The following is a 14,751-nucleotide window of genomic DNA, read 5'->3' on the forward strand; positions in this document are numbered from 1 at the left end:
ACACATACTAAGCGTCCCCAACGCCTAGGGGCCTAAGGCCTCTGACGCTCCGCACATTGCGCAATCGCTCAGCATCTGTCGACGGTTTGCCTTGTAGCTCCCGCTAACTCCATAGCTACCGCCATGGATAAGCAGCTTCCAGAGTTTGATAATGACACCTTCCAAATCCATTGTTCACACCCTGTTAAGCAAATGGATCTTTGCTATTCGCAATGCGCGGCAGAAAGGCATCAGTACTAATTTGCTAATCGGCCTGGTGACTTTTTGGTTACTGCTATTCGCGAACGCTGAGCTCTGGAACGTGCTCTGGAAGCTGGTATTCAAAACCGATGAAGTGAACTGGCAGCTAGCGGCTAGCCTCCCAGTCATAGTATTCGCATGGGTGTTTACCGTTCTGAGCTTGCTGTCATGGGGGCGGCTGGCCAAACCCATACTGTGCCTGGTACTGATCAGCGCGTCTTTTGCGAGTTACTTCATGAATGCCTACGGCATCGTGATCGATTACACAATGTTCACCAACGTTGTGGAGACCGACGTCGCTGAGGCAACCGAGCTGCTGAATTGGAAGCTCGGTCTTTGGGTCGCAATGGTTGGGGTGTTGCCCGTCTACCTGATTGCCCGGGTTCCCCTCCGGCGCAAGCCTTGGGCCAAAGCTTTGGTCAGCAGGTTCATTGCTCTGTCGCTCGCTCTGTTGACCTTATCTGGCATCGCGTTGAGTCAGTACCAGTCGTATGCCTCCTTGCTGCGCAACAATCGGGAGATCCGGCTGATTCTGGTACCTACCAACTTGTTTGCGGCTGGCCATGGGTACCTGAAGCGTCAGCTGGCCTCACCTAAAACGCTGACGGCCATTGGTACTGATGCGGTAGTTAATCGACAGGGTGCGGCTCGTAAACCCAGGCTGCTGGTACTGGCAGTAGGAGAGACCGCTCGCTCCGCCAACTTCTCCCTCAACGGCTACTCCCGTGAAACGAATCCGGAACTAGAAAAGCGAAATGTCATTAGCTTCACGAACGTGAGCTCCTGCGGTACCGCTACCGCGGTCTCGCTGCCATGCATGTTCCTGGACGTGGGTAAGGCCCAGTACAAAGATGGCTTGGCCAAGAGCCGAGAAGGGCTGCTCGACGTGCTTCAACGCGCTGGCATCAGTGTCATGTGGACTGACAACAACTCGGGGTGCAAAGGGGTCTGCGACAGGGTTCCCAACCACAAGGCTGCCTCTCACGCGGATTCCCAACTGTGCACCAGCGAGGAGTGTAAGGACGGGGTGCTGCTCACGGAGATGCAAGACTTCATCAAGCGCCAGGAAGGCGATGCTGTCCTGGTGCTCCACTACAAAGGCAGTCACGGCCCGGCCTACTACAAGCGCTACCCCTCGCAATTCAAGAAATTCGCACCGGTGTGCGAGACCAACGAGCTCGACAAATGTAAGCAGGAGGAGGTGGTCAATGCCTACGACAACTCAATCCTCTACACCGATTATGTGACTGCAAATCTCATCGATATCCTGGCGGCCAACACCAAGTTCGACACTGCGCTGATGTACGTTTCGGACCACGGCGAATCGCTGGGGGAGGGTGGGCTCTATCTACACGGGCTGCCTTACGCGATGGCTCCTGACGAGCAAACAAAGGTGCCGTTGGTACTTTGGATGTCTGACTCGCTCGCGAAGAGCGAAAAGGTCAACGTGGGTTGTTTGAAAGCTCAAACCACGTCACCGCTGAGCCACGACAACCTGTTCCACACCGTGCTCGGCATGATGAACGTCCAGACGTCTTCGTATCGCTCAGCGCTGGATTTCACTGCCCCTTGTAAGCCCTTTGTCGGAGGCTCTTATTCTGGCCTCTGAATGTTCGATGTGGACCGGATCATCGGCCAGGCGGTTCTGCACCAGCCTGCTTTGACAGCTGAGAGAAGCTGGACTAATTACATAGCTGCATTCAACAACCCAAGCGGAAAAGGAAGTTTTGCATGAGCATCAAGCCAGGCCCAAAGCGCACCAATGAAGATGGCACTCCGGACAAAAGGCAGCGAGTCACCCCTGAAAAGCAGAAGGACCATCCGGACCTGAAACCCCACAAGCACAAAAAGGGGGAGTAAGAAAAAAGCAGCTCTCGGGAGCTGCTTTTTTTTTGGGGCTGTGTGCAAACCCTCCCGACCGTCTCGCTGATCAATCGGACCGCGTCGTGAGTCTTCCGCTTGGCTTGATGGATTCTGAAGCTACCTCCGGATCGGTTATCCCTTCAGTGCGGACGACGAGACTGATATCCCAGAGCGTTGAGCTGATACTCGCTGACAGCCCGAAATTGTGATTCTGCGATTTGACGCAGGCGCTCAACCTCTTCGGCAGATGAGCCAGAAGCCTGCGCCTCGTGGTATTGCTTCATCGCATCCACTGCGTCGGTATACATGGGGTGGTCGGGGAGAAGAGCTGGCATCTTTTTCGTCATGTAGCGGCAGGTCCTCACTGGATAGTCGACGGTGGTTTACCTGCTTTGAGGAGCTGAAAATCAATGACCGCCTGATAGAGCGAATCTGCCAATGGGTGAAGACGCTGTACCTCAAGGTCTGGCAATCCAGCAGCCTCCGCTTCGTGGGCCTGTCGGATAGCTTCAAGCGCTTGCCTCATCAGTGGCTCACCAGCCTCGACCATTCCAATGAATGTGCGCTTCACAACATTTTGCTCCATTCAGCTGAAGATGAATTATAGGACACCGCGGCGTGGCAAGGCCCCGAGCAGCATAGGTGTTCGACGCCCGACTGAACGAATCAATGAGGAGCGCGCTGGCCTGGGGAGTGGCCAGGGCGCGTGTCGTAGCTACGTTGTAAACCACTTTTTTTCACTGTAAACCACTGTGGTTACAGTGAAAAAAAGTGGTTTACAACAGGCCTCCTCAGGCCTGAGTCAGCTCCAGCAGATCGCCCAGTTCCTCCCGGGCCATCTTCACTCTATCCATTCTGCGATAAGGATGATCAACCGGCATCCGGATAAGGGATTCGAACCAAGCCGAATCGAATTTGATGACTTCCTTGTGAATGTGCTCAAGCTCACCTCCGCGAGGCTGTGACACTACAAACTCCATGCTTTCAACCAAGCCGGACGCTTCACTGTCTTTGACGATTCGATGGCGGATGAAACTCATTTTGAGATCAAAATATGCCGCCTTCGAACCAGGCACCTTCTTCGATTCCAGCCGACCAGTGCTGCTGATTTCCGCCCCTGGCACCTCAGCGGCAATAGCTTTCACCAGCTCAGCATTTCCAATGACCTTCTGGCCAAACAGGCGGGTGGCGTCCGACATGTAAGCAAAGATCCATGGCACATTGCGAAGCGTCGCGCCGGTATAGAGGTAGCCACGCTCTCCCTTGTAACGCTGCAGCATGCCTCTCAACGCGTTCTCGGAAAGGACCAGTTGGGTCTCTTTCTCCAGGATGTAAACCACGCGATCGAACTGTTCGATCAATAGCTTGAGAATCTTCCGTGGGACGCCGTCAAACCTGGTTTTTCGTTCTGTTTTCTTGTGCTGGCGAGGCTGGAAGTACGGGCAATCGTTACGGGCCTCACTATCAAATGGAGCGATGCCGCGAATGCTCTTAGTAGCATGTTTCCCGAATGGGTTCTTCACGTTAGGCGGTAGCTCATACAGCCCAACCAGCTGGACAGGGTTGTCGCATGCCGGGCATACAGCAAACTGAGCTAGCTTGCCGGCACTTCCAGGCTGGTACCATGGATCTCTGCGGAAGGTCTCGGCCTCGAAACCTTCCTTGTCGATGATCTTGCTTTCTGTGTCTTCGATGCGGACCTTATAGACATCCATCTTTGCTGAAACCGTATCAATAGAGGGTCTCTGGATGGTAACGAGCGAGGATAGGCAGCAGTAGGCCTAACTGACCCTTTTGGTGGTCACCCACTGGTTTGAGGCCCGCCCAAAGCATGCCTGATCGACCTGGGCGGGCCCTAGAAACAACTAACCCCCTGGTGCGCAGTACAGGTCTGGGACCTGCCCGAGGCGTGGGGGCTATTCTTGGAGCGACAGTGACACCGGCTCCGGAGAAAATCAATTGGTTTGTAGAGCAGCCGGTCAGCTAAGGTCAAACCCAGATCCTAAAGGGGAGGCCGATAGCAGCTCAGTCAGCATCATCGGCACCTTCTTCATCTTCATCGGTATCCCCAACACTGAGCCAGTCGTGAAGGTTGTACCGCACGAAGTCTTCCGCATCGAGCATGGTAAAGTCTTGGAGCACCGTGACGTCTGCTCCACCGAAGTACAGCCCATCGTTGAGATTTCTGGCCACCCCGAGCAATTCATTCAGCTGGTCGTGCAGCTCATTTGCGCGCCTGGCGTGCTCTCGTTTGGTCAAAAACCGGAACACCACCTCGTAGGGCTCAGCCGGGTCGCGAATCTCGCCCTTGGGGTTGAAGGAAACCCAAGCACTAGCGAAAAATTGGTTGTTCTGATGGAGGAAATCGTCGACAAGCACGGCGATGCCCTTCATGCCGTCGTCACCTTGGTCTGCCTTCAGGCGGTTGACCAACTCGTCCGGCATCGCAATACGGTTGTAATGGTGGGACATCCAGTATGAGAAATACTGACCGTTTTCTTCGCTCAGCGTGATTACCGGATTTCGGTGGAGCGTCGGAAGCACGGCTCTCTTGGTCCACACACGCTTGTGAATCTTGAGCTCCAAAACCTGCTTTTCCGCGTGCTGCAGGTGCAGCGTACGTGGATTGAGGGCGTGCAGCTGCTTATCAAAGGCCTTTTTCTTTACCTTAACGGCAATCCACTCTATCCACGGCGCATCACAAAGGTTGCGTGCATGCACCGTGCAGGAATGGGAGGCCAACATCCAATAAGCTGGAGCCACCCCCTCGAATTGGCCTTTCAGGACCTCCTCGGATATGTGTTCAATCAAGGCGTCACCTGAGACGGTATCTCCTTGCAGCCAACCAGCAGCGCTAATGGCACTTACGATCTCTTGCTCAGGTGTATCAGCCATAATCAAACCAAATTCGAACCGCCCGATTTTTCTAACCTGGCGATGGTTTTGAGGTCCCTATCACGTAGCTGCTGCGCCTTGCCAGCCAACTCCGCAACCATTCCGTACACACCTTTAGCGCCATTTCGATTCCACGCTTCATCCGAAAGCGCATCCTGAATCAGGCGGCCATCGGCGGTTGGATAGAAAAGCACCCGATGCAGATACTGCGCTTCTTCGGCGTTAACTTGGCGCAACGCCTCAGTTAAAGCCGCAAGCCTCTCGGGAAAACCAGTGGCGGTTTTTCCAGTCCGCCAATTGTACACGGTCTGACGAGACACGTTGAAGATCTGCGCGATGGAGCTATCTGACAACTTGAAGTCGCTCCTAAGCTCCTCGATTAAGGCCGGCGCTACGTCTTCGGTAACATTGGCATCCTGGCTGGTGTCCACCTCGGTCCAGGCACCAGCATGCACGCCATGAAAGCTCATGCCTGCTGAGCCGATAAGTTGTGGATAGGGCAGGGAGGCAGTCCCAGGAGCGACTACTACCGAAACGGCCAGCATCGCTGTGAAAGCAATCGCCAATACAGGGTTTGCTGTCGTGCTACCTACACGCGGAGCAATTTCAGGGTTTTCCCAAGTAGAAGATCTGCTTACAGCAGCCCCGGTAGGATCAATCCATTGCCCATTCATTGCTGTAGTCATTTCGCCTTCCCCCAAACCTCAAAGGCATGATCTTTCGCGACTGTCCTAAAAGCAAAGTTAGCAGTCTTATGCAAACCGTCGAGTCTCGTGCAGATCTCCTCGGTTCCCAGTCGTTCGGCTAACTGCAGCGGCCAATGCGCATCCGTATCGAGAAGAGCACCATTTTCGCTAACAGGCACAAATGCACCTTGCAGAGGAGCACCATGCTTGGATGAATTCCTCGATTGCTTAGCAATTTCGAAAACCATGGCCGGCTCGACCAAATCTTCCGGTATCCACATACCAGTCTGCCGCCAGCATCTGATGTGCAGATACTCCGGATCTAGATGGTAGGTGGTAGTAGAGATTCCAAGCTGCTCCTTGGGGACTTTCCCATGCGCCGCTAGCTCATCGCATTTAAGTGGGAGCATGGCTTCCGGAAGGTAGTCGGCTAGGGTCTCACCTTCAGCTGGTTCAATTTTATCGACGTACCGCATCCCGATAGCGGTGATATCCAATGCACCTGCTTGCCCTACCAGCGCCTCAATGCACTCACGGAAAAGCGCTAAGTGGTTATCAAAATGAAGATAATTTGTGCTTTGCAGGATCATGTGATCCATGGCCAGCACGCACGCGTAGTCAGCATCCCGATTAAGGAACGCCCAAGAATTCGGTTCTCCGCTGTGCATCACCCCAGGCGGCACGCCCTTGACCATCTGGAAGAAGCCCGGGAGGCTCTGACGGATCGTGTGCTGAATGTCTGGGATCAGCTTTGGCAGCTTAAGAATCGGGGCAAATCTGATTACGCTCAACGCATAGATAAGCGGCGCCCTTGCTAAGACCCCTTCGCGTTCTGACATGTTAACTCCTCCACCGCGCCCAACGAGGGACCGGATTCTACATCATTTGACAAATCCTTTGACAAGAACTGTATAGCAGGGCCTTTCGATTTGACAAGCGGTCCCCGTGAGGGATGGAGTGCAGAAAACGCCTCCATCAGGAGCTTACTCGTCATTCCAGAAAAGCCTCTACAGACACCATCGCTAAGCCTCTGAGGAAGCACGAATTTTTAATCAGAGCTCTTCCTAGCAGTGAGAAGAAACTCAACGAATCGTCACCAGATAGCTCAATCCAGGGGAACGCTTGCTCTGATGGGGTGGTTCAGAAACGTGCTGTCTGGTCCAGATTTCTCATCTACGAAGAGCACGAAGAGCTCTTGGATCCAGAGTTTGAGGCCGTGATTGGCTGAATGGAGAGGTCGGAAAGAGGACGGGTGATCCAGTGAAGCACAAGCGCAGTCAGGAGGCTTGCGATGGTGTTCACTGAGATTGAGACGAGAGCATTCCGCATTTTGGAGAGTCCATTTTTTGAAGTGGACCTCTATTTAATGCGCATAAACTGTGTGTCACCACCACCCGCAGAAAATTTCGTCACGCCCCAGAATGGGAATTTGCATTCGGGGCGCACCACGATTCATCTCGTGCCAGAAGCCGCCTGCAGTGCAATCAATTGGCGAGCCAAGACTCGACTACCTCAGCGCCATACTCGTTTTTCCAGGCCTTAAGCGTACGCTGATTACCACCCTTGGTCTCAACAACCTCTCCGCTGTGTGGATTCTTGTAGACCTTTACTTCGCGTGGTTTCCGAGAGGTTTTTGGGGCCATATCAGTGGAAGCCACCGCTTGCGGATCGAGGATCAGCACCACTTGGCGCAGGCCGTAGCCATACTCGTTGAGCAAACTGCGCAGCTTCGTTTCAAATTCCATTTCCTGCTTCAGGGCAGAGTCATTTTTCAGCGCTTCCAGCTCCGCCAGTTGGGCTGCGAGCTGTTGTTCGAGCAGGCGGAATTCAGCGAGACGGGACATAAGATTCTCCAAAATGGGTTCGATGATTTTAGCAATCAAGAAAGAAAGCGTGCTAACTATCTTGATCCCACATGCCTGAATCGGCAATCACGAGGCTGAGCGATCGGTGTGGATAAAAACGTGATGGCTTCAGGATCGTCGATCTGGGCGGCTTCACTTGCGAGGTAATCGATCAGCTTTTTGCTTCTTACCCAAACGTACTGCCGGCAAGCCGCGTTTGGAATGGATGGCCCCGCAACGGGGCGAAACCTGGCCTCCCAAAGGTGCTTGAACGCCTCCCTGGTCGACTTCCCCAAATACACCGCAATCTCCGGTCCCAAGATATAGCCACGCCTGAATCTGTCGATGGCTTGAGGCTTAACCATCAATTGCGTACGCCGGCCTCGTTCGACAGCAGTGCTCCATAGCAGACCCAGTCGAACGAACGCGTATGCGCATTGTTCTTTGACGCCTAACAGCGCAGCAGCCTTGACTACCGACAGGCCGGGAAAGACCGGACTCTTGTTCTCAGCTCGGGCTTGTTGCCACGCTGCAAAATCTTGCGGCTTGAGTAACCACGCCCCTACCGCAACCGAGCCATTCTCAGCTGGGCCGTAAGCGCGAAGTTCACCTGCACGTATTGCCTGAACCAACTCGACCAACCCACCCCCCTTGGGCAGAGAATGCTTGGCCAAGTAGTTGATCGACACCAGGCTCTGGTCAGAGCTGGTAGGCAGCTTCTCATCAATCAATTCGTTGATCGAGCGGCAGTCAATCAGCCACCTTTCGCCTGGGCGCGGTTCTCCACCAAAGAACTGGAGGGTACCACCAGCTAGCAGCTGCCTAACCCGATTGCGACAGAGGCTTAGCAAAGTCGAGGTTTCTTTCATATCAGCCACGCCCTGGAGATGCTGCGAGATTGCCTTCAAATGATCCAGGTCCACGACCGTAAAGACTCGATCTTCATGGACCTTCTCCCGATAGGCGATTTGTCCCTCCTGATGAAGGCGTTTTATGACTGATACCCCGAGACCACAAGCTTCAGCAGCAGAATCGAACGACACCCAACGATGTCTCTCAATCGTCTCCTCACTCAAATTGCGATTTCGCTTCGCTAACGGTGCTTCCCACGCATGCTGCAGAAATGATTCGAACTCTCGACGAAGAAAGTCAAAACAAGAGTCATCCAGATCACGGTGGATGTCGTGGTATATCGGGCCGAACGATCTGCTGAGCGTCCAATGTTCGTTATCGGAATGGACTGCCTTGAGGCCACTCAGCAGTTCTCTGAATGCGAGAGGCCAGTTCATGAGAACCACGCCCGCCGCGTTTGCCATAAGCCGCGATATCTCTAGCGAACCCGAATCAGCAACCTTCAGCGGCTGGGTTCTTTCCGTAGGCAAACTTCTGACAGCGAGACGCGATGACAACTCGTGAAACTGTTCGTAGGTGAGGGCCGCCAATCCCGCGTCAGCTGGCAACGAGTCGGCGTAAAACCTATCTTCAAAGCCAGAGGTGAGCCAGGCGGCCGTATCACTCGCCGGCGCGATCTCAAAATTGGTCCCACTCAATGAGGTGCCACACGCTTGGCAACTATTCGCACTCATTGCGCTTGGATCGGTTTCCTTCAGACAGTTGGGGCACCGCCCGTGGAGTTCAGTGCCGTGGACAGAACACGTCGTAACCAGGGTCAAGCCCCAGCTTTCTCTCCAATAACCGGCTTCGCCCAAACAGATCGGACAGTAACGAGCGTGATGAGTCGTCCATAACTTGACCCCCTTGGGCCTTGGATCACGAAACTCAGCAGATACCGCAGGCCAGCTCAGTGGTCCTTCCATCATCTGCAGCCAGTCCGCAACATCGGTCTCGTCGGCTCGTGCAAAGGCGGTGAGCAGTTCCTTTCTGGGTAATCCGTTGGCTTTCGCCAGGCGCTGCAGGTACCCCAAAAGACTTTCGTCTTGGTGTGGTCGTGGGTTGATTAAAAGACCAAACATTCCTACACATCCATGAAATCGAAGACATAAAAATCAGGGGAGTAGAGCCGGGCCGATAAGCCCGGCCCTTGGCCGTCAGGTACTGCTCTCTTCGAACGTCTCAAACGGCTCCCGCTTCCCGAACAGAGGCTGGAAATTGAAGCTCGCACTGAAGGGGTTTCGATCCTCGGTGGCGTAGCTCCAAACCTCGTCTTCAAAAGCCTGGGCCAGCACAGGAAGTTCAATCCCGACAAGGTCCTGGACTTGAACCAGCCAAACAGCCCTGTCCACAATCTTGATGAGGTAGTCGATCAATCCATAGGAAGCCAGGTAGAAGCGTTTAATCATCGCTGGCTCTACAAAACTGATGGTTTGAACAGGCAGTTCGCCCTCGATTGCCTGCAACAACATCACGAAATGAAGAGACGTATTAGCGGAGAAGGTGAAGCGATCGTATGCCACCGTGGCCGAAAACCTGCGTCGCAGTTGCTCGTTTGCTAGCAGGAGATTTTCGGTGCGCTTCAGCCCAATCAGAACAAACGCGATACTGGTTTCATTCATCAGACTCTTGATCCAGTCTGCTGCCTCATACGCACCATTACGACGATAATCGACCAGGTGCTGCGCCTCATCGAGGACCAACATCTCCACGCCAAGGTTCTTCAGCAGCAGGACTACTCGCGCAAATTTAACCTCTGCCGAATGTCCTCGTGCCTCTGCGAAGGGATCCTTCAGCTCTGCCAAAATGGCTGCTGCCAGGTTCTTTTTGGTTGGAGACGAAGGCATCTCGACGAACAGAACTGTCCGCTTCTGTGGGTCATGGCTCTCCAATTCCTCCAATGACCGAATGTACTCCTTGACCAATGTGCTCTTGCCCACTCCGCTTGGACCTTGGATCAGCAACCCTTTACTTGCTCTGGTACGCCGACTATCGCCGTGGATATCGCCTAGTCGCGTCAACGCTCGCTCGACTTGAGGGCTGTGAATAAAACGATCGCGGAGCGTAAAGCTGTATTCACCATGCTCGTAGCATTCGTACAGATTGATGGCGTTCATGGCTTAGAACTCCCAGCAGGGCGACGAACCGAGACCTTGAAGGCTGCTGGCGGAATGTTAGGAATAGAGTCACCGGTCCATTCCACTTCAGCGAGTACCTTGGGTGGAGGCGTGCTTTCGGTCACTCGACCCTCCTTGTCGATTTTCGCTATGGCAGCTGCGCGTCGTTTTCTGAGCGTCTGCGAACGGCGGGCCTCGTCTGCATCTTCCATAATTTCCTGGTAGCACCTGTGCGTAGCCTCGAAGCTAGGCTGCTCATTATATTTTTCTCGCAGCGCTTTCTCGGCAGCCTTCCACACCTCCCTGCTCTTACCGGCCATTCGCTCATCTTTGGCGGGCACTTTGAAGAACAAGTTTCTGAAGCGGTCGTGAACCCAAACGTGCCCGGCTTCGTCTCGATAGCGGACGTTTACCTTTTCTCCGTCTGCCAAACGCATACGGAGCTCAGCAAGTTCCGTAGAGTGGTAGCCCACTTTGGCAACCTCGATGCCGTAATGGTGAACCTTCACCGAGGCCCGCTTGGCCAGAATGCACTCCAACGAGTCCAGGTCGACGGGAAGGCTGATGACATGGTTCGCCTCGCTAGTCCCCCAGACTTGAGCCGGTGTTCTGTTGTCCAGCCCCCGATGAGGAGTCTGGTGGTAACCATCGACGATCCATTTCACTACCACCGCCTCCAATTGAGGGAGCGTGAAACATGCATTCTTCTCCGAGTCGTAATCGCCACGCTGCTGGATATTCGAGAAGGTGGTACCCGGGAGGTTGTGGATAAGCCCCAGGTTCTGTGTGCTGAAAAAGCGTTCGACGGCACCTTTCCTTTGAGGGGCCCTTGAAGCGGGATACATGATCTCGATACCCAACTCGTTGAATCCCATGATGAGATCGCCCGCGTGAAATTCCGCTGCGTTGTCTGGGACTATTCGAGCCGGCAGCCCACGTGCCCACCATTCATTTCTCACTTTCGGAAAGCGCTTCAGCAATTCGGCTTTTGGACGGATTGAGCGTTCGATCACACGAAGCACGGTTTCCGTATTTGGCGCCGACAGGTGGAGCAAATATCCCATCACCATTCGAGAGAAGCGGTCGAGGACGATCGTCAGATAGGGGCGCCCAATGCACAGCCCCGAGGTTTCATCCACAAGCTGGACGTCCAACAAGGTGTGATCAATTTCCCAACGTTCCAAAATCTCATGGACACGTAGGACACCCGCCGCAACACGGTGCTTCTTGTCTGCTGCGTGTTTTCCGAGCCTCTCCTTATCCACAAGGTACGGATCCAGCTTGGCGATGTACCTTCGGACAGTCATTCCGCTTGGGATCTTGAGCTGATCCGAAGGCAAACGACTTTTGTTCCTCTCTTTTATCTGATCTTCGAATTCTGAAACGACCACGCTGACCGCTGGAATCGTATCCTGCAGGTAGGTTTTATTAATCACCCCTTCAAGAATAACTTCGAGCTCTCCCTGTATCGCGGCAGCCCGACCCTTTTTGGCATGCTGAGGGATAAGCTTTACTACGTTCTGGCCAATGTATTTGGCTGCCCAACGTCGAATAGTGGAAACCGAGGGTGCGCACGCATCCCCAATCTTTTTGGCGATATCTCTAAGTTTCTTGATCATGTCTTCGTCACCCGGTAGCTTGTATTTACCGCGCTTAGTTAGGTCGTCCAGATACTTGCGTCGACGCAATGCCTCATCTCCATGTTTTTTGGGGAAGCATGAAATATCTGGAGGGACGTTCCGCACATACGGAACCTTCCCAAGGTATGGCTGATCAGCGGAGATCTCGATCTCGCGCTTCTCGTAGGCCTCATAGAACTCCTTCTCGGATAGCTTCGTGGGCTCACCAAGCTCATCGAAAAAGAGCAGCTTCCGGTCAATAAGCCTCTTCTCAAGCACCATCAGTACGCCACGAACGATGACGACCAATTTCACCCTAAGGGAAAAGGTTTGCATGACGGTGCCCCCCTTGCAGGAAGACCGGGGAGTCAGTGTCAATTGACCTATCAAGGTCAATGCCCACCACCCCAAGGCCTAACAAGCGCCAGGCTTTCCCCTCACCAACCACGTAGAGCAGATCTGCAACGGTCATAGGCGGCCATTCGTTGAAGGTCGCCATTACCTCCTCCAACGCCTGATGCGAAAGCTCTGGACCGCGCCGGTGATACATCAGCCTTCTAAGATTGGTAGCCAGGGGTTCAGCTTCAATTAACTTTTCAGTGATCACCGAAAAGTTACGGGCAGTGGCGTTGAAGTAGCGCTCAGCGGCATCCAGTCGCTGCCTGACGCTGGCAATCTTCAGTCGGTCGTGAGGCTTCACTTCAAACCACCACTCGCGCCCATCCGCGAGGAAAACCTGTACGTCTGGGTAATATTTGAAGTAGCCCTGGAGCGATGGAACACGTTCCTCACTGGGCTGCGGGACGTAGCCGATGACCGCAGGAGACAGCTCAAGAAGCCGAAAAAGAGCGCCTTCGAGCTGGGACTCCCAGGGCACAGGCTTTTTATTTTTGAGCGATGGGAAGTAGCCGCGGTAATGGTTGGACCGCCGCGTGACCACCTTTCGTACTGTCATGAAACACCTCCGAAAATCTCGAAACGAGCGCCGACGCTGCGCCAAAAAATCAAGGCGCAGGGCGGGCGAAGTGAGGCCTTTCGACAGGCAACACTGTGCCGTCGAGTAACCTCGCTAAGGTCGAAAAAATGGGAGAGGATTGACAGTCGCTTCGAAAAAGCAGACATTGCGGGTTCTGAGGACGCAAGTCTGCTTCGCTAAGCGCGGTCAGTCCTCTCGGGATTGATCGCGTTTTTCTACATTTTCAGGTCTCCTTTTCTCTCATTGGTCATGACTCTCATGACTGATCAGAATCTAAAGCAATCGGCTTGCTCTCTTTATTTCTAAACGGCCACTTCGTGATCGCTGGAGCAATTTGGATCAGGTCTGAAGCTCTCGCTTCAAACAGCTGATTTGGCTGAAAATCTTCAGTGCAAAGCGGAAAAGTTGGTCATAGATCTTATTCCAACATCCCTTCGAAATCTACAAAAAATCCAAAATGGCAACTTCCACCAAATTCCATTTCCATACTAAATTGTTCAAATTAATACTTAACACGTACGCTTAATTAACTATTAAGGTGTTCAAATATTAGTTTTAAAGTCCTCTCAATCTCTCTGCTGCTCAGATCCGCCCGCCGACCCTCTCAGCACTTCCAGCGCCCCATCAAATCACTTCCTCAAATCCCCCCATCTGCATCATTTTCCAATGAGCGGAGTAGGGCGCCCCGGCAGGAATTCCAGGCAAAAAAAAGCCCGCGAAGGCGGGCTTGATGGTGACCGACAGGGGCCATGGTTGAAGCCCGGCCGGTCATCTATTTGTGAAAGCGTGCAGCTTTTCTGTGAACCTACAACAGATCAGAAATCCAGGTTGGACACCGCCAACGCGTTGCTTTCGATGAAGTCCCGGCGAGGTTCGACCGCATCACCCATCAGGGTGTTGAAGATCTGGTCTGCACCGATGGCGTCTTCGATGGTGACTTTCAGCATGCGGCGCACGCTTGGGTCCATGGTGGTTTCCCACAGCTGATCCGGGTTCATTTCACCCAGACCTTTGTATCGCTGAATGGTGTGGCGCTTGGTACTTTCGGCCATCAGCCAGTCGAGGGCTTCCTTGAACTCAGTAACAGCTTTCTTGCGCTCGCCACGCTGGATGTACGCGCCTTCGTCGAGCAGGGTGCTCAGCTGCGCGCCCAGGGTGACCACAGTTTTGTAGTCGTTGCTGCCGAAGAAGTCGCGGTTGAAGGTGACGTAGTTCGACAGGCCGTGGGAGATCAGTTCGACCTCCGGCAGCCAGACGCCACGTTCACGGTCTTCGCGCAGGCTGGCTTTGTAGACCAGGCCGGACTTCTCGTTGGTACGCAGACGAACTTCATACTGGGCCAGCCACTCTTGCATTGCTGCATGATCGCCCAGGGTTTCCAGGCTGACGGCTGGCAGGTAGATGAAGTGCTCGGTCAACTCCTGTGGGTACAGGCGCGACAGACGCTTGAGCGTCTTCATGACCATACGGAAGTCATTCACCAGACGCTCCAGCGCTTCACCGGAAATGCCGGGGGCTTCTTCGTTCAGGTGCAGGCTCGCATCTTCCAGAGCCGACTGAGTCATGTACTCTTCCATGGCGTCGTCGTCTTTGATGTATTGCTCTTGCTTGCCTTTCTTG

Annotated in this window: 13 protein-coding genes and 1 pseudogene; 2 read left to right on the forward strand and 12 right to left on the reverse strand. The window is 53.8% G+C overall.

Annotation, left to right across the window (positions count from 1 at the left end; all coding sequences use genetic code 11):
* Positions 1-151 precede the first annotated feature (151 nt).
* On the forward strand, positions 152-1,849 hold the full coding sequence (locus ACIGDJ_RS22355) for a phosphoethanolamine transferase (RefSeq protein WP_003298414.1): 1,698 nt from the start codon (positions 152-154) through the stop codon (positions 1,847-1,849).
* A gap of 122 nt (positions 1,850-1,971) precedes the next feature.
* Positions 1,972-2,100, forward strand: a complete 129-nt coding sequence (locus tag ACIGDJ_RS22360; protein WP_003253468.1) for a hypothetical protein — start codon at positions 1,972-1,974, stop codon at positions 2,098-2,100.
* A 143-nt stretch (positions 2,101-2,243) separates the two neighbouring features.
* Here the strand turns inward: ACIGDJ_RS22360 and ACIGDJ_RS22365 are convergent, their stop codons facing one another.
* The 12 genes and pseudogenes from ACIGDJ_RS22365 to gyrB all read right to left on the reverse strand — a co-directional run.
* A complete protein-coding gene (locus ACIGDJ_RS22365) occupies positions 2,244-2,450 on the reverse strand; it encodes a hypothetical protein (protein ID WP_003298411.1) in 207 nt (68 codons plus the stop codon).
* A gap of 14 nt (positions 2,451-2,464) precedes the next feature.
* Positions 2,465-2,674, reverse strand: coding sequence for a hypothetical protein (locus ACIGDJ_RS22370; RefSeq protein WP_003298409.1), 210 nt, complete (start codon positions 2,672-2,674; stop codon positions 2,465-2,467).
* A 220-nt stretch (positions 2,675-2,894) separates the two neighbouring features.
* Positions 2,895-3,818, reverse strand: a complete 924-nt coding sequence (locus tag ACIGDJ_RS22375) for a hypothetical protein (RefSeq protein ID WP_010951435.1) — start codon at positions 3,816-3,818, stop codon at positions 2,895-2,897.
* 310 nt (positions 3,819-4,128) lie between these two features.
* Positions 4,129-4,998, reverse strand: a complete 870-nt coding sequence (locus tag ACIGDJ_RS22380) for a hypothetical protein (protein WP_016497350.1) — start codon at positions 4,996-4,998, stop codon at positions 4,129-4,131.
* Between the two features lie 2 nt (positions 4,999-5,000).
* Entirely contained in the window at positions 5,001-5,684 is a 684-nt protein-coding gene (locus ACIGDJ_RS22385; RefSeq protein ID WP_126404318.1) for a transcriptional regulator, read from the reverse strand.
* Positions 5,681-6,523 carry a TIGR04255 family protein gene (locus tag ACIGDJ_RS22390; protein ID WP_010951432.1) on the reverse strand — a complete coding sequence of 281 codons (843 nt, stop codon included), beginning with the start codon at positions 6,521-6,523 and terminating at the stop codon, positions 5,681-5,683. Before ACIGDJ_RS22390 ends, ACIGDJ_RS22385 begins: the two co-directional genes overlap by 4 nt.
* 645 nt (positions 6,524-7,168) lie before the next feature.
* On the reverse strand, positions 7,169-7,528 hold the full coding sequence (locus ACIGDJ_RS22395) for a histone-like nucleoid-structuring protein, MvaT/MvaU family (protein ID WP_010951431.1): 360 nt from the start codon (positions 7,526-7,528) through the stop codon (positions 7,169-7,171).
* Between the two features lie 56 nt (positions 7,529-7,584).
* The gene (locus tag ACIGDJ_RS22400) at positions 7,585-9,501 is read right to left on the reverse strand and encodes a TniQ family protein (RefSeq protein WP_010951430.1); all 1,917 of its coding nucleotides are present in this window, start codon (positions 9,499-9,501) and stop codon (positions 7,585-7,587) included.
* A 75-nt stretch (positions 9,502-9,576) separates the two neighbouring features.
* Complete coding sequence (locus ACIGDJ_RS22405) at positions 9,577-10,536, reverse strand: TniB family NTP-binding protein (protein WP_010951429.1); 960 nt, start codon at positions 10,534-10,536, stop codon at positions 9,577-9,579.
* Positions 10,533-12,491, reverse strand: coding sequence for a DDE-type integrase/transposase/recombinase (locus tag ACIGDJ_RS22410; protein WP_016497347.1), 1,959 nt, complete (start codon positions 12,489-12,491; stop codon positions 10,533-10,535). The genes ACIGDJ_RS22405 and ACIGDJ_RS22410 overlap by 4 nt, the downstream gene beginning before the upstream one ends.
* Positions 12,472-13,110: a TnsA endonuclease N-terminal domain-containing protein gene (locus tag ACIGDJ_RS22415; protein ID WP_011953077.1), complete on the reverse strand. Its 639-nt coding sequence runs from the start codon at positions 13,108-13,110 to the stop codon at positions 12,472-12,474. The genes ACIGDJ_RS22410 and ACIGDJ_RS22415 overlap by 20 nt, the downstream gene beginning before the upstream one ends.
* Positions 13,111-13,946: 836 nt before the next feature.
* A pseudogene (gyrB, locus tag ACIGDJ_RS22420) lies at positions 13,947-14,751 on the reverse strand (DNA gyrase subunit B); the annotation flags it as partial.

Origin of the sequence: Pseudomonas sp. NPDC079367, assembly GCF_044542195.1 — a bacterium.
GTDB lineage: Bacteria > Pseudomonadota > Gammaproteobacteria > Pseudomonadales > Pseudomonadaceae > Aquipseudomonas.

Bases quoted from the DNA above. Each gene is read 5' to 3' on its own strand.
- ACIGDJ_RS22355 (WP_003298414.1), top strand. From the start codon at position 152: ATGACACCTTCCAAATCCATTGTTCACACCCTGTTAAGCAAATGGATC.
- ACIGDJ_RS22360 (WP_003253468.1), top strand. From the start codon at position 1,972: ATGAGCATCAAGCCAGGCCCAAAGCGCACCAATGAAGATGGCACTCCG.
- ACIGDJ_RS22365 (WP_003298411.1), bottom strand. From the start codon at position 2,450: ATGACGAAAAAGATGCCAGCTCTTCTCCCCGACCACCCCATGTATACC.
- ACIGDJ_RS22375 (WP_010951435.1), bottom strand. From the start codon at position 3,818: ATGGATGTCTATAAGGTCCGCATCGAAGACACAGAAAGCAAGATCATC.
- ACIGDJ_RS22380 (WP_016497350.1), bottom strand. From the start codon at position 4,998: ATGGCTGATACACCTGAGCAAGAGATCGTAAGTGCCATTAGCGCTGCT.
- ACIGDJ_RS22385 (WP_126404318.1), bottom strand. From the start codon at position 5,684: ATGACTACAGCAATGAATGGGCAATGGATTGATCCTACCGGGGCTGCT.
- ACIGDJ_RS22390 (WP_010951432.1), bottom strand. From the start codon at position 6,523: ATGTCAGAACGCGAAGGGGTCTTAGCAAGGGCGCCGCTTATCTATGCG.
- ACIGDJ_RS22395 (WP_010951431.1), bottom strand. From the start codon at position 7,528: ATGTCCCGTCTCGCTGAATTCCGCCTGCTCGAACAACAGCTCGCAGCC.
- ACIGDJ_RS22400 (WP_010951430.1), bottom strand. From the start codon at position 9,501: ATGTTTGGTCTTTTAATCAACCCACGACCACACCAAGACGAAAGTCTT.
- ACIGDJ_RS22405 (WP_010951429.1), bottom strand. From the start codon at position 10,536: ATGAACGCCATCAATCTGTACGAATGCTACGAGCATGGTGAATACAGC.
- ACIGDJ_RS22410 (WP_016497347.1), bottom strand. From the start codon at position 12,491: ATGCAAACCTTTTCCCTTAGGGTGAAATTGGTCGTCATCGTTCGTGGC.
- ACIGDJ_RS22415 (WP_011953077.1), bottom strand. From the start codon at position 13,110: ATGACAGTACGAAAGGTGGTCACGCGGCGGTCCAACCATTACCGCGGC.